Origin of the sequence: Streptomyces sp. SJL17-4, assembly GCF_036826855.1 — a bacterium.
Classification (GTDB): domain Bacteria; phylum Actinomycetota; class Actinomycetes; order Streptomycetales; family Streptomycetaceae; genus Streptomyces.
This window is the reverse complement of sequence record NZ_CP104578.1, coordinates 2,231,084-2,248,891: the sequence shown is the minus strand read 5'-3', so window position 1 is coordinate 2,248,891 and position 17,808 is coordinate 2,231,084. Positions and strand designations below refer to the sequence as shown.

General features: G+C 71.9%; 18 protein-coding genes. 14 read left to right on the top strand and 4 right to left on the bottom strand.

Going from position 1 to position 17,808, the window contains the following annotated elements:
* The first annotated feature begins 371 nt into the window (after positions 1-371).
* Positions 372-1,205 carry a hypothetical protein gene (locus tag N5875_RS09695; protein WP_338493097.1) on the top strand — a complete coding sequence of 278 codons (834 nt, stop codon included), beginning with the start codon at positions 372-374 and terminating at the stop codon, positions 1,203-1,205.
* Between the two features lie 3 nt (positions 1,206-1,208).
* Here N5875_RS09695 and N5875_RS09690 read toward each other — a convergent pair whose 3' ends face one another.
* The gene (locus N5875_RS09690) at positions 1,209-2,558 is read right to left on the bottom strand and encodes a D-arabinono-1,4-lactone oxidase (RefSeq protein ID WP_318207465.1); all 1,350 of its coding nucleotides are present in this window, start codon (positions 2,556-2,558) and stop codon (positions 1,209-1,211) included.
* Positions 2,497-3,759, bottom strand: a complete 1,263-nt coding sequence (locus N5875_RS09685; protein ID WP_318207464.1) for an MFS transporter — start codon at positions 3,757-3,759, stop codon at positions 2,497-2,499. Before N5875_RS09685 ends, N5875_RS09690 begins: the two co-directional genes overlap by 62 nt.
* 255 nt (positions 3,760-4,014) lie before the next feature.
* On the opposite strand from N5875_RS09685, the gene N5875_RS09680 reads away from it, so the two are divergent.
* Together N5875_RS09680 and N5875_RS09675 are read left to right on the top strand one after the other, a co-directional pair.
* Positions 4,015-5,142, top strand: a complete 1,128-nt coding sequence (locus N5875_RS09680; RefSeq protein ID WP_338493092.1) for a ferrochelatase — start codon at positions 4,015-4,017, stop codon at positions 5,140-5,142.
* A 47-nt stretch (positions 5,143-5,189) separates the two neighbouring features.
* Positions 5,190-6,008: an inositol monophosphatase family protein gene (locus N5875_RS09675; RefSeq protein ID WP_338499130.1), complete on the top strand. Its 819-nt coding sequence runs from the start codon at positions 5,190-5,192 to the stop codon at positions 6,006-6,008.
* Between the two features lie 141 nt (positions 6,009-6,149).
* Here N5875_RS09675 and N5875_RS09670 read toward each other — a convergent pair whose 3' ends face one another.
* The gene (locus tag N5875_RS09670; protein ID WP_015036717.1) at positions 6,150-6,323 is read right to left on the bottom strand and encodes a hypothetical protein; all 174 of its coding nucleotides are present in this window, start codon (positions 6,321-6,323) and stop codon (positions 6,150-6,152) included.
* 375 nt (positions 6,324-6,698) lie between these two features.
* On the opposite strand from N5875_RS09670, the gene N5875_RS09665 reads away from it, so the two are divergent.
* The 4 genes from N5875_RS09665 (at position 6,699) to N5875_RS09650 (ending at position 10,361) form a co-directional block, all read left to right on the top strand.
* Positions 6,699-7,352 (top strand): response regulator transcription factor, encoded by a 654-nt coding sequence (locus N5875_RS09665; RefSeq protein ID WP_030146958.1) that lies wholly within the window; start codon positions 6,699-6,701, stop codon positions 7,350-7,352.
* 4 nt (positions 7,353-7,356) lie between these two features.
* On the top strand, positions 7,357-8,595 hold the full coding sequence (locus N5875_RS09660) for a HAMP domain-containing sensor histidine kinase (RefSeq protein ID WP_318207462.1): 1,239 nt from the start codon (positions 7,357-7,359) through the stop codon (positions 8,593-8,595).
* Between the two features lie 396 nt (positions 8,596-8,991).
* On the top strand, positions 8,992-9,288 hold the full coding sequence (locus N5875_RS09655) for a DUF4193 domain-containing protein (protein WP_003955561.1): 297 nt from the start codon (positions 8,992-8,994) through the stop codon (positions 9,286-9,288).
* A gap of 11 nt (positions 9,289-9,299) precedes the next feature.
* Complete coding sequence (locus tag N5875_RS09650) at positions 9,300-10,361, top strand: hypothetical protein (protein ID WP_318207461.1); 1,062 nt, start codon at positions 9,300-9,302, stop codon at positions 10,359-10,361.
* Between the two features lie 22 nt (positions 10,362-10,383).
* On the opposite strand, the gene N5875_RS09645 is transcribed toward N5875_RS09650, so the two are convergent.
* Positions 10,384-10,887: a DUF3093 domain-containing protein gene (locus N5875_RS09645; RefSeq protein WP_338493041.1), complete on the bottom strand. Its 504-nt coding sequence runs from the start codon at positions 10,885-10,887 to the stop codon at positions 10,384-10,386.
* A 58-nt stretch (positions 10,888-10,945) separates the two neighbouring features.
* On the opposite strand from N5875_RS09645, the gene N5875_RS09640 reads away from it, so the two are divergent.
* The 7 genes from N5875_RS09640 to N5875_RS09610 all read left to right on the top strand — a co-directional run bounded on the left by N5875_RS09640 (position 10,946) and on the right by N5875_RS09610 (position 17,807).
* On the top strand, positions 10,946-11,530 hold the full coding sequence (locus tag N5875_RS09640) for a PaaI family thioesterase (protein ID WP_318207459.1): 585 nt from the start codon (positions 10,946-10,948) through the stop codon (positions 11,528-11,530).
* Positions 11,530-12,042 (top strand): dUTP diphosphatase, encoded by a 513-nt coding sequence (gene dut / locus N5875_RS09635; protein WP_055601374.1) that lies wholly within the window; start codon positions 11,530-11,532, stop codon positions 12,040-12,042. The genes N5875_RS09640 and dut overlap by 1 nt, the downstream gene beginning before the upstream one ends.
* 1 nt (position 12,043) lies before the next feature.
* Entirely contained in the window at positions 12,044-12,808 is a 765-nt protein-coding gene (locus N5875_RS09630) for a DUF3710 domain-containing protein (RefSeq protein ID WP_229315634.1), read from the top strand.
* Positions 12,809-13,091: 283 nt separating this feature from the next.
* A complete protein-coding gene (locus tag N5875_RS09625) occupies positions 13,092-13,760 on the top strand; it encodes an ABC transporter ATP-binding protein (RefSeq protein WP_318207934.1) in 669 nt (222 codons plus the stop codon).
* A gap of 82 nt (positions 13,761-13,842) precedes the next feature.
* Complete coding sequence (locus tag N5875_RS09620) at positions 13,843-16,389, top strand: sensor histidine kinase KdpD (RefSeq protein ID WP_318207458.1); 2,547 nt, start codon at positions 13,843-13,845, stop codon at positions 16,387-16,389.
* A 203-nt stretch (positions 16,390-16,592) separates the two neighbouring features.
* Entirely contained in the window at positions 16,593-17,279 is a 687-nt protein-coding gene (locus N5875_RS09615) for a response regulator (RefSeq protein WP_318207457.1), read from the top strand.
* Positions 17,280-17,408: 129 nt separating this feature from the next.
* Positions 17,409-17,807, top strand: coding sequence for an OB-fold nucleic acid binding domain-containing protein (locus N5875_RS09610; RefSeq protein WP_073906407.1), 399 nt, complete (start codon positions 17,409-17,411; stop codon positions 17,805-17,807).
* Position 17,808 lies beyond the last annotated feature (1 nt).

The following is a 17,808-nucleotide window of genomic DNA, read 5'->3' as shown; positions in this document are numbered from 1 at the left end:
GCGATGCCGCGGCGCCGCCGGTCGAGCGCCGTGTCCGGCCCCCTCCCCTTGATCCCGGGCACCCATGAGGGCGTCCGGACCCAGGGTTCGTCAATGTACTCCATTCGGGCCACCTGGGTGGACCGGCGCGCCGCCCAACTTCTCGGGCGGTACGGGAGTTGAGTCTCCGCGATCTTCCCCCGTACGTGTCGCTGTTCACAGAAAGAGCAGAAGCGGAACCATTCCCTTCGCCCATTTGTCCCTTCTGGGTGCAAGGCGAACGGATGAGCCATCAGGGGCTGGATCAGGGGTTGGAGATGCGTCACAGGCCGGAAACCGACACGGACGAGCCGGAGGGGAAGGAGGGCGGGAAGAGAAGGATCGATCTGAGTGTGGCTCAGGTCTCGGGCAGCGCCCTGGCCGCGGTCATCGCCGCCAAGCTCGCCTCCACCCTCGGCGTGTACGGCACGATCCTCGGCGCCGGTGTGATCAGTGTCATCGCCACCTGCGGTGGTCCGCTCTTCCAGCACCTCTTCCGCCGCACCGGCGAGCAGGTCCGCGACGTGACGGTCGCCGCCAAGCCGAAGGGCCGTCAGGTGCCGCTCGCCCCCGGGCCGCGGGACGACCACACCCTGATGCTGGGCACGGTCCGGGCACCCGCCCCGTACGCCGAGGAGCTCGACGAGGAGTTCGGCACGGCCACCACCCACGGCACCCGGGTGCGCGGCTGGAAGCGCCCGGCGATCGCCGCCGCGCTCGTCTTCGGCGTCACCATGGGCGGCATCACCACCTATGAACTCGTCTCGGGGCAGGACTTCAGCGGTACGCACGGGACCACCACCTTCGGCTCCGTCGTCCGGGGCGATGGCGGTTCGGGCCAAAAGGCGCCGCCGGCCGAGGACAAGGACCCCGCGACCGCGCCCTCCGGGTCCACCGGCGGCGCCGGGCGGCCGGACGACGGCGCCGGCAGCCCCTCGACGGGCGCCACCCCGACTCCGGGCGACCAGGGCGACGGGCAGAACGGCACCGCGACCCCCTCGCCCGAGCCGACGCCCTCCGACTCGACCGGCGGCGAGCCGACGCCCACCCCGACGCCCACGGCTCCGACGACGGAACCGACCCCGGCCCCGACCCAGGATCCGACCACGGGGACGGTCACGCCGGAGACCCCGTCGGCCCCGACCCCGGCGGGAGCAGGGGACGGAGCCGACGCGGGAGCCGAGTGACCGTCAGTCGCCCAGGACCCGGCGCAGATAGTCGTTGGCGAAGAGCCGGTCCGGGTCGAGCCGGTCCCGCAGCGCCGTGAACTCGGCGAAGCGCGGATAGACCTCGGAGAAGTAGGCGGCGTCACGGGTGTGGATCTTGCCCCAGTGGGGGCGGCCCCCGTGCGCCGTCATGATGCGCTCCACCGCCGTGAAGTACGCGCGGTGGGGCGTGCCCTTGTAGAGGTGGACGGCGATGTACGCGGTCTCCCGGCCCGAGGCCGTGGACAGCGCGATGTCGTCCGCCGGGGCCGTCCGCACCTCCACCGGGAAGCTCACCTTGAGCGGCGAGCGCTCGACCATCGCCTTGAGCTCGCGCAGCGCGGCGACCGCCGCCTCACGCGGAAGCGCGTACTCCATCTCCAGGAAGCGCACCCGGCGCGGCGAGGTGAAGACCTTGTACGGGATGTCGGTGTACGTACGGGCCGACAGTGCCCGGCTGGAGAACTTGGCGATCGAGGGAATGACCGGCGGCACCGCGCGGCCCAGTGAGCACGCCACCTGGAAGAGCCCGTTGGAGAGCAACTCGTCCTCGACCCAGCCGCTGACCCGGCCGGGGGGAGCGGCGGGGCCCGCGCTGCGGTTGTTGCGCTTGGTGTTGCAGTTGTCCGTGTGGGGGAACCAGTAGAACTCGAAGTGCTCGTTCTCCGCGTGCAGCGCGTCGAACTCCGAGGTGACCCGGTCGAAGGTCATCGGCTCCTCGCGCGCGGTGAGCAGGAAGACCGGCTCCACGGCGAAGGTGATCGCGGTGACCACGCCGAGGGCGCCGAGCCCGATCCGGGCGGCCGCGAAGACCGCGCGTTCCTCGTCGTCTCCCTTCTCCGAGCAGGTGAGCAGCTCGCCCGAGGCCGTCACCAGCTCCAGTTCGCGGATCTGCGCGGCTATCGAGGCCGAGTCGCGGCCCGTGCCGTGCGTCCCGGTGGAGGTGGCCCCGGCGACGGTCTGATCCATGATGTCGCCCATGTTCGTGAGCGACAGGCCCTCCCGGGCCAGCGCCACGTTGAGCCGCTTGAGCGGGGTGCCCGACTCGACCGTCACGGTCATCGACTCGCGGTCGATGCGCCGGATCCCGGTCAGCAGACCCGGCCGGATCAGGACGCCGTCGGTGGCCGCGATCGAGGTGAAGGAGTGGCCGGTGCCGACCGTCTTCACCCGCAGCCCGTCCTCGGCCGCCCGGCGCACCGCCTCGGCGAGCTCCTCGGCCGAGGCCGGGCTCACCTCCCGCACGGGGCGGGAGGTGACGTTCCCCGCCCAGTTACGCCACGGGCTGTCCGCCGTCCTGGTGCTGCCCGACCCCGCTGTTGTCGTCCCGCTCACGCTGCCCCTCCCGGTTCGGCGCCGGCCTGCGCAGCCGACGGTGTCCGAGGAGACCCACCGCGACCGCGAGCGCGCCCGAGACGACGGGCACCACGTACCCCGCCTCGGCCCCCGACGCGTCGACCACCCAGCCGGCGGCGGAGGAGCCGAGCGCCACGCCGATCGCGAGGCCGGTACCCGTCCAGGTCATGCCCTCGGTCAGCTTGGTGCGCGGTACGTGCGCTTCGACGAGGGCCATGGTGGTCACCATCGTCGGTGCGATGGACAAGCCCGCGACAAAGAGCGCCACGGCCAGCAACGGCAAGTTCCCGGCCAGTAGGAGGGGGATCATACTCACGGCCATCGCGCAGATGCCCAGCAGCCATCGACGGGACGGCTCGCTCTTGAGGTGGAGCAGTCCGAAGACGGCGCCGGCCAGACCGGAGCCCAGCGCGTAGACGGCCAGCACGAGACTGGCGGCGGCCTTGTGGCCCTGCTCCTCGGCGAAGGCCACGGTCACCACGTCGACCGAGCCGAAGATGGCGCCGGTGGCGACGAACGCGAGGGCCAGCACCTGGAGGCCGGGGGAGCGGAGCGCGGAACCGGTCTTGGCGCCCTGCTGGGGGTGCGGGACCGGCTCGGTGGCGCGCTGCGCGGTCAGCCAGAAGACACCGATGGTCAGGAACACCCCGGCGAACAGCGGACCGGCCTCGGGGAACCAGGTCGTCGACAGACCGATCGAGAGGATCGGCCCGAAGATGAAGCACACCTCGTCGACGATCGACTCCCAGGAGTACGCCGTGTGCAGGCGCCGCTCGTCGCCGCGATAGATCGCCGCCCAGCGGGCACGGGTCATCGCGCCGACGCTCGGCACACAGCCGATCACGGCGGTGAAGGCGAAGAGCGTCCAGTCGGGGGCCTTCTGCTGCACGCAGAGGAGGAGCCCGGCGGCGGCCACGAGCGAGACCAGCGTCACCGGGCGGAGGACCCGGCGCTGCCCGTGCCGGTCGACGAGCCGGGAGACCAGGGGGCCGAGGACCGCGGCGGACGCCGCCAGCGTCGCGGAGAGCGCGCCGGCCAGCCCGTACCGGCCGGTGACCTGCGAGATCATGGTCACGATGCCGATGCCCATCATGGACAGGGGCATCCGGCCGAAGAAGCCGGCGACGGAGAACGACGCGGTGCCGGGCGCGTTGAAGATCGCGCGGTAGGGACTGGGCAAGAGGGTCTCCGGATCTCCGTGCCTCGGAGCGGGCTCCGCGCGACGACTCAACACGTGTAATTAATAGCTAAAGCCTACGGTGTTGAAGTCGATGGGTCATCCCCCTTTTTTGGACGAGCACAGCCGGACGGGACGGCCGGTCGAGCGCCGTCGGACGGGACGGCCGGTCGAGCGCCGTCGGACGGGACCGCCGGTCGAGCGCCGTCGGACGGGCCGCACCCTCCGGTGTCGGGGGCGGGTGGGAGGATCGGTGCCATGTCCGATCAGCACGATCCCGCCCCGTACGACGCCCTGCTGCTGCTCTCGTTCGGCGGCCCCGAGGGCCCGGACGACGTGGTCCCGTTCCTGGAGAACGTGACGCGCGGCCGAGGCATCCCGAAGGAACGGCTCAAGGAAGTGGGGCAGCACTACTTCCTCTTCGGCGGCGTCTCCCCGATCAACGACCAGAACCGCGCGCTGCTCGACGCGCTGCGGACGGACTTCGCCGGCGCCGACCTGGAGATGCCCGTCTACTGGGGAAACCGGAACTGGGCCCCGTATCTCACCGACACCCTCCGCGAGATGATCACCGACGGCCGACGCCATATCGCCGTCCTCACGACCAGCGCGTACGCCTCCTACTCCGGCTGCCGTCAGTACCGCGAGAACCTCGCCGACGCGCTCGCCACCCTTGAAGCGGAAGGCCTCCCGCTGCCCCGGGTCGACAAGCTCCGGCACTACTTCAACCACCCCGGCTTCGTCGAACCCATGGTCGAGGGCGTCCTCGCCTCCCTCGCCGAACTCGACCCGTCCGTCCGCGCCGACGCCCACCTCGCCTTCACCACCCACTCCATCCCCGACTCCGCCGCCGACTCCTCGGGACCGGTCACCGAGCACGGCGACGGCGGGGCCTACGTCCGGCAGCACCTCGACGTCGCCCGGGTGATCGCCGACGCCGTCCGCGAGCGGACCGGGAACGACCACCCCTGGGAGCTCGTCTACCAGTCCCGCAGCGGAGCCCCCCACATCCCGTGGCTGGAGCCCGACATCTGCGACCACCTGGAGGCGCTGCACGGCTCCGGCGCGCCCGCGGCCGTCATGGTCCCCATCGGCTTCGTCTCCGACCACATGGAGGTCCTCTACGACCTCGACACCGAGGCCACGGCCAAGGCCGCCGAGCTCGACCTCCCCGTGCGGCGCTCGGCCACCGTCGGCGCCGACCCGCGCTTCGCCGCCGCCGTCCGCGAACTCCTCCTGGAGCGGGCCGCGCACGAGCGGGGGGCCCGCGTCGAGCGGTGCGCGCTGGGCGCCCTCGGCCCCTCCCACGACCTGTGCCCGATCGGTTGCTGCCCGGCCAGGGCGGAGCGCCCGGCGGCGGCCGGCGCCGACAGCCCGTACGCCTGAGGAACCCCATGACCGAGATCGCCGACGACGTGACCGAAGGGACCGACGTGACCGACCCGCTGCTCACCGAACTGCTCGACCTCGCCGTGGAGGCCGCACGACGGGCCGGAGCCCTGCTGCGCGACGGCAGGCCGGACGACCTGGCCGTGGCGAAGACCAAGACGAGCTCCATCGACGTCGTCACCGAGATGGACATCGCCGCAGAGAAGCTGATCACCGGCTTCCTCGCCGACCACCGCCCGCAGGACGGTTTCCTCGGCGAGGAGGGCGCGTCCAGCCCCGGCACCAGCGGGGTCCGCTGGGTGATCGACCCGCTCGACGGCACCGTGAACTACCTCTACGGACTGCCCACCTGGGCGGTCTCGATCGCCGCCGAACGGGACGGCGAGACCGTGGTCGGCGTCGTCGAGGCCCCGATGCGCGGCGAGACCTACCGGGCGGTCCTCGGCGGCGGCGCGTACGCGGAGGGCGGCGCCCGGGCGGACGAGCGGCGCCTCGCGGTCCGTCTCGCGCCCCCGCTCGACCAGGCCCTCCTCGGCACCGGCTTCGGATACATCCAGGCCAGGCGGGCCCACCAGGCCGACGTCGCGCGGCGCGTGATCCCGCGCGTCCGCGACATCCGGCGCGGCGGCTCGGCCGCCATCGACCTCTGCGACGTCGCCGCCGGCCGCCTGGACGCCTACTACGAGCGGGGCCTCAACCCCTGGGACCTCGCCGCGGGCGCCCTGATCGCCCGTGAGGCGGGCGCGCTGACCGGCGGCCGCCCGGGGGAGCCGGAGTCGGGCGAACTGGCCCTGGCGGCCCCTCCGGGCCTCTTCGGGCCCCTCCAGGAGATCCTGGAGGACCTCGGCGCCTGGCACGACTGACGGACGCGTGAGGGCCCCGGTGCCGGGAACGGCGCCGGGGCCCTCACACGTGTACGGGTCGGATCGGTGGAACGGCCTGGTCTGCGGGTCGGCCGGGTCTGCGGGTCGGTCGGGGTCGGGTCGGGCAGCGGGACGGTCGGGTCAGACGCCCGGCGCGGCTACTTCCACGCCGTGCTCGGCGGCCAGCCGGTGCAGGTCTTCGAGCTCCGCCTGCTCCACCTCCGCCAGGTAGTCGTCGCCCGTCTCACGAGCCCGCGTGAGGTCCGTCTGCGTGGTCCTGATGCGGTGCAGCAGGCCTGCGGTGAAAGCGTCCATCGTGCGCCCCCTCGTCATGGGTCCGGTGGCACGGGGGTGTGCCGAGGGTGGGTGGATCACACACTGCGGTCTCTGGGGGACAGAGAGCGGTAGGTGGCGCGCCACATACAGGGCGTGATCACGGGGTGTGCAGTCGTCCTCCCCAACCCCTTCCTCAGAGAAACCTCAACTGGCCCGCGAATCCGGTGAATTCTTCGAACCCGGGCTCGCGCCCCGCCTCACGCCCCCGTTCACCACCCACCCGCCCCCGGGCCCCGCACCGCCGTCTTACAGCCGGTTTACGCGCGTACGGGGCAGGATGGACACGCACAGTCAGTGCTCAGGTTTTCAGCCGGTCCGCCTCAGGGCCGCAGCTCAACGGGAAGGATGTACGACGTGCGCGTACTCGTCGTCGAGGACGAGCAGCTGCTCGCCGATGCGGTGGCCACCGGACTGCGCCGGGAGGCCATGGCCGTCGACGTCGTGTACGACGGCGCCGCGGCCCTGGAGCGCGTCGGGGTGAACGACTACGACGTCGTCGTCCTCGACCGCGACCTTCCCCTCGTCCACGGTGACGACGTCTGCCGGAAGATCGTGGAGCTGGGCATGCCCACCCGCGTCCTGATGCTCACCGCGTCCGGCGACGTCAGCGACCGGGTCGAGGGCCTGGAGCTCGGCGCGGACGACTACCTGCCCAAGCCCTTCGCCTTCACCGAGCTCACCGCGCGCGTGCGCGCCCTCGGCCGGCGGACGAGCGTGCCCCTCCCGCCGGTCCTGGAGCGTGCCGGCATCAAGCTCGACCCGAACCGCCGCGAGGTCTTCCGCGAGGGCAAGGAGGTCCAGCTCGCACCCAAGGAGTTCGCCGTCCTGGAGGTGCTCATGCGCAGCGAGGGCGCCGTCGTCTCGGCCGAGCAGCTCCTGGAGAAGGCCTGGGACGAGAACACCGATCCGTTCACCAACGTCGTCCGCGTCACCGTCATGACCCTGCGCCGCAAACTCGGCGAGCCGCCCGTCATCGTCACCGTCCCCGGCTCCGGGTACCGGATCTGACCTCATGCCCACCACCTCAGCGCCCCACCCCCAGGCGCCCCCGAAGCCGACCTGGGACCCCAGGGACCCGGTCCGGCCCCTGCTCCGGCCGACCATCCGGATACGACTCACGCTGCTGTACGGCGGGATGTTCCTGATCGCGGGCATCCTGCTGCTCTCGATCATCTACCTCTTCACGGCCCAGGCGCTCACCGACAGCGCCGCCCAGCTGCCCTTCAAGATCATCAAGGGCGAGGTCCAGCCCACCACCTCGACGTGCGTCCTGCCCAACACGGGGACCGGCGAGCAGTTCAACGACGCGGTGTCGGCCTGCCTCCGGTACCAGAGCGACCGGGCCCTCGACGACCTGCTGCGCCGCTCGCTCTTCGCCCTGCTCGGCCTGAGCATCATCGCCTTCGCCTTCGGTTACGCCATGGCGGGGCGGGTGCTCTCCCCGCTGGGCCGGATCACCCGGGCCGCCCGCCAGGTGGCCGGTTCCGACCTGGCCCGGCGGATCGAGCTGGACGGCCCGGACGACGAGCTCAAGGAGCTCGCCGACACCTTCGACGAGATGCTGGAGCGCCTGGAGCGCGCCTTCACGGCCCAGCAGAGATTCGTCGCGAACGCCTCGCACGAGCTGCGGACCCCGCTCGCGATCAACCGCACGCTCCTGGAGATCCACGTCTCGGACCCCGAGGCGCCCCTGGCGCTCCAGCAGCTGGGCAAGACCCTGCTCGCCACCAACGAGCGCAGCGAGCAGCTCGTCGAGGGCCTGCTGCTGCTCGCCCGGAGCGACAACCAGATCATCGAGCGCAAGGCCGTCGACCTTGCCGAGGTCGCCTCCCGGGCGGTCGACCAGACGCACGCCGAGGCCGTCGCCAAGGGCGTCGAGATCCGGGGCGAGCGCGCGCCGGCGGTCGTCCAGGGCAATGGTGTCCTGCTGGAGCGGATCGCGCTGAACCTGCTGCAGAACGCCGTCCGGTACAACGTGGCGGAAGGAGGCTGGGTGGAGGTGACGACGGCCACCGAGCACGGCCAGGCGGTCCTGGTCGTCTCGAACACGGGTCCCGTGGTCCCCGCGTACGAGATCGACAATCTTTTCGAGCCGTTCCGGCGGCTCCGGCAGGAGCGGACCGGCAGTGACAAGGGAGTCGGTCTCGGCCTGTCGATCGTGCGGTCCGTGGCCCGCGCCCATGGCGGCCGTATCATCGCGGAGCCCCGCGAGGGCGGCGGTCTCGTGATGCGCGTCACTCTGCCGATCTGACACACTGCACGAGCCGACCCGGTTCCGTTCGCTTTGCGCGGAATTCCGCGGGCCCGATTCTGAGACGCTCATGTGTGATCGATCACAGGAGAGGGTGTCCGGACATCCACTCTCCGTGACGGAGAAATCCCCGTGAAAACCCGGAAAAGTCCGGGTTTCCCGGGCCCGGATTGACGGGAAGTACACGGGGTGGCGCCTGCAAGGGGCGCCCGTAGGACCGTGTACGGTCCGGTTCGCCACCCGAAGCCGATCACTCGCGAGAGGACGGAACGGGTGTCGATTGAGTAACAGACCTTGATGTGAGGCAAAATCTCCGCCTCAGGTCGGGCACAAGTCCGACCTCTCACGCGTTACGTGCGCTGGAGACACCGCAACCACCCAGAGGGGGAGAGCGACATGGCAACGGATTACGACACCCCACGCAAGACCGACGACGACGTCGATTCGGACAGCCTTGAGGAACTGAAGGCCCGCCGGAACGACAAGTCGACCTCGACCGTCGACGTCGACGAGTTCGAGGCCGCCGAAGGCCTGGAGCTTCCCGGCGCCGACCTCTCGAACGAGGAGCTGGCCGTCCGGGTCCTGCCCAAGCAGGCCGATGAGTTCACCTGCATGAGCTGCTTCCTCGTGCACCACCGCAGCCAGCTGGCCAGGGAGAAGAACGGCCAGCCCATCTGCCGCGACTGCGACTGAGACCCTCGGTCGTGGCAGGCGACACACCGTCCCGGAAGCGGCGTCTACGGCTCCCTGGGAGCCCGAAGACGTACAAGGGCGGCTCGGGCCCGGCGGAGGGCGCCCAGGAGGCCCCTGAAGCCGAGCACGCCGCCTCCCTGCCCTCCCTCGGCGTACGTGACGACGAGCGAGGCCTCCCGGCCTCGCTCGAGGCGGTCACCGAGCCGGACCCGGCGCAGCCGCCGGCGGTGCCGGGAGCGGGGCGGAGCGACGCGCTGGACGAGGCAGGGGACGACGAGACACGGCGGGACGGGCGCTTCGGCGCCGTCAAGCGGCTCGCCAATCCCGCACGCGCCCAGCTCGACAAGATCAAGATCGACTCCGACCGGATCGACGCCGTCCGGCGCGGCGTCGCGCAGGGCGTCCGCCAGGGCGTGAAGCGCGGCGGCGACAGCGCCAAGGCCGGCATCGGCCATCTGGCCGACCGGTTGATCGACCTCGCCCCGCGGATCCCGGTCCGCGATCTGGCGACCCTGCGCAAGCAGTTCCCCGGGCTCGGCCCCGAAGCGCTCGCCGACAAACTCGTCGCGGGTGCGGCGAACGCGAGCTCGACCGTGGGCGCGAGCATCGGTGCCGCCGCCATGCTCCCCGTACCCCCGGCCATGCCGGCGGAGCTCGCGGCCGAGATCACCGGCGTCGCCGCCGTGGAACTCAAACTCATCGCCGAACTGCACGAGGTCTACGGGCTGCGGCCCCCCGGCCGGCTCACCCAGCGTTCGGCGGCCTATCTGACCTCCTGGGCCGAGGAGCGGGGCATCGACCCCACCAAGCCCACCACGGTCAACGCGGCGCTCGGCGGACAGCTCAAGCGCGAGCTGCGCCAGCAGATCATGAAGCGCATGGTGCGCAACCTGCCGAACCTCACGCCCTTCATGGTGGGCGCGGCCGTCGGCGCGGTCATGAACCGCCGCGACACCAAGAAGCTCGCGGGTCACATCCGCAAGGACCTGCGAACCCGCCAGGTCCCCTGGGACTCCCTCCGCGAGCTGCCCCCGCTGGAACAGCCGGAGAACCCGAAGGAACTCGGGTTCTAGCCGGACTCCCCGGCAGGCCCGCTCAGTCCTGGGCGCCCGCACGGACGGCGTCCAGGGCCGCCACCAGCGCCTCCGGCTCACGGCTGGAGAGATACACGTACGGCGTCGGGTCCGACGGGTCCGCCACCTCGATCCGCACCGCCCGGGTCACATAGCCGCGCATCACCATGAACGCGCGCGGGTCGGCCTTGTGGCTCCGCCACGCGCGCGCCTCCTCCGCGTCGAGCACCTCGGCCTCGCCCAGGGCCGAGACGGGGATCCGCGCGTCGCCCGCCACGAGCGAACCGGCCACCACCCGGATCCGGGCGGAGCCGTACGAGGAGACCGCCGCACCGGCCAGCACCGCCGCCACGATCAGACCGCCCAGCATCGGGACCGTACCCAGCGGCACCATGATCAGGCCGCCGGAGAGACCGAGCAGACCCGCGATGAACCACCAGGAGCGGGGCGCCGTCAGCCGCTCGTCGAAGAGCGGCGCGGCGGCGGGCACGGGGGAGGGGGCGGGGGACGGTGCGGAAGGCTGCATGCGTCCAAGCTTGGCACGGCGCGACCTGCGCCCATCCGCGCGGGTAAGGTCTGCGGCTGTGACTGCAACATCTGCCGCCCTCACCCCGCCGGCCGACGCCATACCGCCGGTACGCCACCCCGACGCGCCGGCTCCCGGAGAGCTGCTCGGTGCGCACTACGAGTACTGCTTCGGGTGCGGCGGCGGGCAGCCCCACGGCCTCCACCTGGAGGCACGCGCGGGCGAGGGCGTGACCGTCACCGCCGAGTTCACGGTGACCCCCGACCATCAGGGCGCCCCCGGTCTCGCGCACGGCGGCGTGCTCGCCACCGCGCTCGACGAGACCCTCGGCTCCCTGAACTGGCTGCTGCGGGTCATCGCCGTGACCGGACGGCTGGAGACCGACTTCGTCCGGCCCGTCCCGGTGGGCACCGTGCTCCATCTGGAGGCCGCGGTCACCGCCGTGCACGGCCGCAAGATCTTCTCGACCGCCGTCGGCCGGATCGGCGGGCCCGAGGGCCCCGTCGCCGTTCGCGCCGAGGCACTCTTCATAGAGGTCAAGGTCGACCACTTCATCGACAACGGCCGCCCGGAGGAGATCCAGGCCGCCATGTCCGACCCCGACCAGGTCCGGCGCGCCCGCGCCTTCGAGGTGAACCCCTGATGAGCAACCCTGTCGACGTACTGATCCGGCGTGTGGACCCGGACGTGCCGATCCCGGCCTACGGCCACCCCGGTGACGCCGGGGCGGATCTGGTCACCACCGAGGCCGCCGTGCTGGCCCCCGGAGAGCGGGCCGTGCTGCCCACCGGGATCTCCATCGCGCTCCCGGACGGGTACGCGGCCTTCGTGCACCCGCGCTCCGGACTCGCCGCCCGCTGCGGAGTGGCGCTCGTGAATGCCCCGGGGACGGTTGATGCCGGGTACCGTGGAGAGATCAAGGTGATCGTGGTCAATCTCGACCCGCGCGAGAGTGTGCGGTTCGAGCGATTCGACCGGATTGCCCAACTTGTCGTCCAACAGGTCGAGAAGGTGCGCTTCCATGAGGTGGCGGAGCTTCCCGGCTCGGCGCGGGCCGAGGGGGGCTTCGGGTCCACCGGCGGTCATGCCGCCGTGGACGGCACAACGGGTGGGAATCGATACGCTTCGGTCGTATCCGACCGGGAAGGACAGTGACGTGTTCGGACGTCGCAAGAAGAGCGGTGCCGCAGAGGACGCGGCGGGCGAGGCCGAGCAGGTCGTCGACGCGGTGGACGGCGAGGACGCGGACGACGCGGCCCCGCGCCGTGTGAACCTTCCGCCGGCGCCCCGGCCCGACGGACCCTGGGACATCTCCGAGGTCGGCAAGCCCGAGGACGGCCGTGTCGACCTGGGTGGCGTCTTCGTCCCCGGAGTCGAGGGCATGGAGCTGCGGGTGGAGGTGGCGGGCGACGCGATCGTCGCGGCCACCGTCGTCCTGCGCGACAGCGCCGTGCAGCTGCAGGCCTTCGCCGCCCCCAAGAACGAGGGCATCTGGGGCGAGGTCCGCGACGAGATCGCCACGGGCATCGTCCAGCAGGGCGGGGTCATCGACGAGGTCGAGGGCCCGCTGGGCTGGGAGCTGCGCGCGCAGGTCCCCGTACAGCTGCCGGACGGCAACCGCGGTGTGCAGCTGGTCCGTTTCGTGGGTGTCGACGGACCCCGCTGGTTCCTGCGCGGAGTGATCTCCGGGCAGGGCGCGGTCCAGCCCGAGGCGGCCGGTCTCCTGGAGCAGATCGTCCGGGACACCGTGGTCGTCCGCGGCGACGGCCCGATGGCCCCGCGCGACCCGATCGTCCTCAAGCTGCCGAACGACGCGCAGATGGTGCCGGACGGCGTGCAGCAGGAGGAGCAGGAGAACTCCCGCTTCTCCGGCGGCATGGGCCAGCTCCAGCGCGGTCCGGAGATCTCCGAGATCCGCTGAGCGACAGCAGCCACAACAGCGACAACAGCGACGGCATCGTCAGCAGCGACAGCGCCGTCCATGAGGGCCGGTGGGCCGCTTCCCGTACGTCTCGTACGGGAAGCGGCCCACCGGCCTTTTCACGGCACAGGCCGGTTTTCCACAGGTCCGGCCGACGGCTCTGGCCCCCGGGCCCGGCCGCGGACCATACTGGGCGCACATGTTCGAGGAGGGGGAGAACAGGGTGAGTGAGAGCAGCACGAGGTCCGCGACGGCCCTCGCCGAGGACCCGGCCGGCCCGCCGATGGTGCGCGTCGAGAACCTGCGTCGCTCGTACGGCACGGGCGAAGCGGCCGTCCACGCCCTGCGCGGGGTCTCCTTCGACATACCGCGCGGCGAGCTCGTCGCCCTCAAGGGCCGCTCGGGCTCCGGCAAGACGACCCTGCTCAACCTCGTGGGCGGGCTCGACACCGCCGACGGGGGCACGATCGTCATCGACGGCGTCGACCTCGCCACCCTCGGTGAGAACGGGCTCCTGGAGCTGCGCCGCGACCGGATCGGCTTCATCTTCCAGTCCTTCGGACTGCTCCCCATCCTCTCCGCCGCCGAGAACGTCGGCGTACCCATGCGGCTGCGCAAGGCGGACCCGAAGGAGCGCGAGGAGCGGGTGGCCCTCCTCCTCGGCCTCGTGGGCCTCGCCGACCACGCGAACCAGCGGCCCGGCGAGCTCTCCGGCGGGCAGCAGCAGCGGGTCGCCATCGCCCGCGCCCTCGCCAACAAACCGGCGCTGCTCATAGCCGACGAGCCCACGGGCCAGCTGGACGCGGAGACCGGGCTCGCCGTCATGCAGCTGCTGCGCGCGGTGGTGCGCAGCGAGGGCTGTACGGCGCTGGTCGCCACCCACGACCCCCAGCTGCTCGGGCTCGCGGACCGGGTCCTGGAGCTCAGCGACGGCGAGATCATCGAACACTGAGCGACATCAGGATCACGTCAAGACCGCACGGGCCCTTTCGCCGCGTACGGAATGTCCCATTGGCTGGACGTATGGTCGACCCATGGGACGCGGCAAGCTTCGGATATACCTCGGCGCTGCGCCGGGCGTCGGCAAGACGTACGCGATGCTCTCCGAAGGGCACCGCCGGGTGGAGCGCGGCACGGACTGCGTCGTGGCGTTCGTGGAGCACCACGGACGGCCGCGCACCGAGGTCATGCTGCACGGCCTGGAGCAGGTGCCGCGCCGCACCCTGGAGTACCGGGGGACCGCGTTCACCGAGATGGACATCGACGCCGTCCTGGAGCGGCGGCCCGCCGTCGCGCTCGTCGACGAGCTCGCCCACACGAACGTGCCCGGCTCCCGCAACCCCAAGCGGTGGCAGGACGTCACCGAGCTGCTCGCGGCCGGCATCGACGTCATATCGACCGTCAACATCCAGCACCTGGAGTCGCTGGGCGACGTGGTCGAGGCGATCACCGGCGTACGACAGCGGGAGACCGTCCCCGACGAGGTGGTGCGCCGGGCCGACCAGATCGAGCTGGTAGACATGTCCCCGGAGGCCCTGCGCCGCCGGATGGCCCACGGCAACGTCTACACCTCGGACAAGGTCGACGCGGCCCTCTCCAACTACTTCCGCCCCGGCAACCTCACCGCCCTGCGCGAGCTGGCCCTGCTCTGGACCGCCGACCGGGTCGACGAGTACCTCCAGCAGTACCGGGGCGAGCACAACATCCGCTCCACCTGGCAGGCCCGCGAGCGCATCGTCGTCGGTCTGACCGGTGGTCCCGAGGGCCGCACCCTCATACGGCGCGCCACCCGGCTCGCCGAGAAGGGCGCGGGAGGCGAGGTCCTCGCCGTCTACATCGCCCGCAGCGACGGCCTCACCGCCGCCTCGCCCAAGGAACTGGCCGTCCAGCGCACCCTGGTCGAGGACCTGGGCGGAACGTTCCACCATGTCATCGGCGACGACATCCCCTCCGCGCTCCTGGAGTTCGCCCGCGGGGTCAACGCCACCCAGATCGTCCTCGGCTCCAGCCGCCGCCGCTCCTGGCAGTACATGCTCGGCCCCGGCGTCGGCCAGACCGTGGCCCGTGAATCGGGGCCCGACCTCGACGTCCACATCGTCACCCACGGCGAGGTCGCCAAGGGCCGCGGCCTCCCGGTCGCCCGGGGTGCCCGCCTCGGCCGCTCCCGCATCATCGGCGGCTGGGCGGTCGGCGTCGCCGGACCGGTCCTCCTCGCCCTTCTCCTCACCCATGTCGAAGCCGACCTCGGTCTCGCCAACGACATGCTGCTCTTCCTGGCCCTGACCGTCGCGGCGGCCCTGCTCGGCGGATTCCTGCCGGCGGTCGCCTCCGCCGCGGCCGGCTCCCTCCTTCTCAACTGGTTCTTCACCCCGCCCGTCCACCGGCTCACCATCGCCGACCCCAAGAACATCGTGGCGATCGCCGTCTTCCTCGGCGTCGCCATGTCGGTCGCCTCCGTGGTCGACCTGGCCGCCCGCCGCACCCACCAGGCCGCCCGGCTGCGCGCCGAGTCCGAGGTGCTCTCCTACCTCGCCGGCAGCGTGCTGCGCGGCGAGACCAGCCTCGACGCCCTCCTGGAGCGGGTCCGCGAAACCTTCTCCATGGAGTCCGTCGCGCTCCTGGAGCGGGTGGACGACATCGAGCCCTGGACCCGGGCCGCGAGCGTCGGTCCCCACCCGGCGGCCCGGCCCGAGGAGGCGGACGTGGACATGCCGGTCGGCGACCATCTGGCCCTCGCCCTGTCCGGCCGGGTGCTGCCCGCCGAGGACCGGCGCGTCCTCGGCGCCTTCGCCGCCCAGGCCGCGGTCGTCCTCGACCGCCAGCGGCTCGTGGGTGAGGCCGAGGAGGCCCGCAAGCAGGCCGAGGGCAACAAGATCCGCACCTCCCTGCTCGCCGCCGTCAGTCATGACCTGCGGACCCCGCTCGCGAGCATCAAGGCCTCCGTCTCCTCCCTCCGCTCCGACGACGTCGAATGGTCCGAGCAGGACCACGCCGAACTCCTGGAGGGCATCGAGGCCGGCGCCGACCGGCTCGACCACCTCGTCGGCAACCTCCTCGACATGTCCCGCCTGCAGACCGGCACCGTCACCCCGCTGATCCGTACAGTCGACCTCGACGAGGTCGTCCCCATGGCCCTCGGGGGAGTCCCCGACGGCAGTGCCGAGCTCGACATCCCCGAGTCCCTGCCCATGGTCGAGGTCGACAAGGGCCTCCTGGAGCGGGCCGTCGCCAACATCGTCGAGAACGCCGTCAAGTACAGCCCCGAGGGCGTGCCCGTGGCCGTCGCCGCCAGCACCCTCGGCGACCGCGTCGAGCTCCGGGTCGTGGACCGCGGCCCCGGAGTCCCCGACGAGGCCAAGGACGGCATCTTCGAGCCCTTCCAGCGCTTCGGCGACGCCCCGCGAGGCTCCGGCGTCGGCCTCGGCCTCGCGGTCGCCCGCGGCTTCGTCGAGGCCATGGGCGGGACGCTCGGAGCCGAGGACACCCCGGGCGGCGGCCTGACGATGGTGCTCACCCTCAGGGCCTCGCCGGGCGGGCCACCGGCACCGGCCGCCGGCCTCCCGGCGCACGCCCTGACCTGAGCCGGCCGACCCGAGGCGCACGACCCGGCGCCTCAGCGCGCGCCCCGCTCGTTCCCGTACCCGCCGTGCCCCGCACCCCGCACCCGCACCCAGCACCCCGCAACCTCGCGCACCGGGTCCCGTACCCCGCGCGCCGCCCCCTCCGCTCCCGTACTCTCTTGCTCCCGCCCGCACGGGCGACCGAAGAAGGAAGGTCCCTCTCCATGACCCGGGTTCTCGTGGTCGACGACGAGCCACAGATCGTCCGTGCCCTGGTGATCAACCTCAAGGCGCGGAAGTACGAGGTCGACGCCGCGCCCGACGGCGCCACCGCCCTCCGGCTCGCCGCCGAACGCCACCCCGACGTCGTCGTCCTCGACCTCGGCCTCCCCGACATGGACGGCGTCGAGGTCATCAAGGGCCTGCGCGGCTGGACCCGGGTGCCGATCCTGGTCCTCTCGGCCCGGCAGACCTCCGACGAGAAGGTGGAGGCGCTCGACGCCGGCGCCGACGACTACGTCACCAAGCCCTTCGGCATGGACGAGCTGCTCGCCCGGCTGCGCGCCGCCGTCCGCCGCGCCGAGCCGGTCGGCGGCGCCGAGGACGGGGTCGTGGTCGTCGAGGCCGAGGGCTTCACCGTCGACCTCGCGGCGAAGAAGGTCCACCGCGACGGCCGGGACGTGCGGCTCACCCCCACCGAGTGGCACCTGCTCGAAGTCCTGGTCCGCAACAGCGGCCGTCTGGTCAGCCAGAAGCAGCTGCTCCAGGAGGTCTGGGGACCCTCGTACGGCACGGAGACCAACTACCTCCGGGTGTACATGGCGCAGCTCCGCCGCAAGCTGGAGAGCGACCCCTCGCACCCGCGCCATTTCGTCACCGAACCGGGCATGGGCTACCGCTTCGAACGCTGAGCGGATGCGGCCCCGGATGCGACCCCGGATGCGACCCCGGACGCGGCCCGGGGTGCGACCCCGGATGCGACACCGGGTGCGGGGTCCGGAGCCGGTCTCGGTGGCGGCGGTGGCCGGTACGCTTTCTTTATGAGTGCTGCACCGCGTACAGAGAAGCCGGCCGGTAGGTTCCGCCGGATGCTCGACCGGCTCTCCTCCTCCCCGGAGGACCTGGAGTCGGAGGAGCTCCAGGAGGACGCCGAAGCGTCGGGGTGCACGCGTATCTGCGACTGCTCCGACCGACAGATAGTCAAGGTGACTGGTACCTTGCGCACGGTCACGCTGCGTCCCCGGGCCGGTGTGCCCGCGCTGGAGGCCGAACTCTTCGACGGCACGGCACCGCTCGACGTCGTGTGGCTCGGCCGGCGCTCCATCGTGGGCATCGAGCCGGGCCGCAAGCTGATCGCCTCCGGCCGGATCTCCATGAGCCACGGCCGGCGGGTCCTCTTCAACCCCAAATACGAGCTCCGACCGCTCGGACAGGAGTAGC

What these genes read in the sequence shown, in the direction of transcription:
- N5875_RS09655 (WP_003955561.1), top strand. Translation starts at nt 8,992, where the DNA reads ATGGCAACGGATTACGACACCCCACGCAAGACCGACGACGACGTCGAT.
- N5875_RS09610 (WP_073906407.1), top strand. Translation starts at nt 17,409, where the DNA reads ATGAGTGCTGCACCGCGTACAGAGAAGCCGGCCGGTAGGTTCCGCCGG.
- N5875_RS09615 (WP_318207457.1), top strand. Translation starts at nt 16,593, where the DNA reads ATGACCCGGGTTCTCGTGGTCGACGACGAGCCACAGATCGTCCGTGCC.
- N5875_RS09680 (WP_338493092.1), top strand. Translation starts at nt 4,015, where the DNA reads ATGTCCGATCAGCACGATCCCGCCCCGTACGACGCCCTGCTGCTGCTC.
- N5875_RS09625 (WP_318207934.1), top strand. Translation starts at nt 13,092, where the DNA reads ATGGTGCGCGTCGAGAACCTGCGTCGCTCGTACGGCACGGGCGAAGCG.
- N5875_RS09620 (WP_318207458.1), top strand. Translation starts at nt 13,843, where the DNA reads ATGGGACGCGGCAAGCTTCGGATATACCTCGGCGCTGCGCCGGGCGTC.
- N5875_RS09645 (WP_338493041.1), bottom strand. Translation starts at nt 10,887, where the DNA reads ATGCAGCCTTCCGCACCGTCCCCCGCCCCCTCCCCCGTGCCCGCCGCC.
- N5875_RS09670 (WP_015036717.1), bottom strand. Translation starts at nt 6,323, where the DNA reads ATGGACGCTTTCACCGCAGGCCTGCTGCACCGCATCAGGACCACGCAG.
- dut (WP_055601374.1), top strand. Translation starts at nt 11,530, where the DNA reads ATGAGCAACCCTGTCGACGTACTGATCCGGCGTGTGGACCCGGACGTG.
- N5875_RS09660 (WP_318207462.1), top strand. Translation starts at nt 7,357, where the DNA reads ATGCCCACCACCTCAGCGCCCCACCCCCAGGCGCCCCCGAAGCCGACC.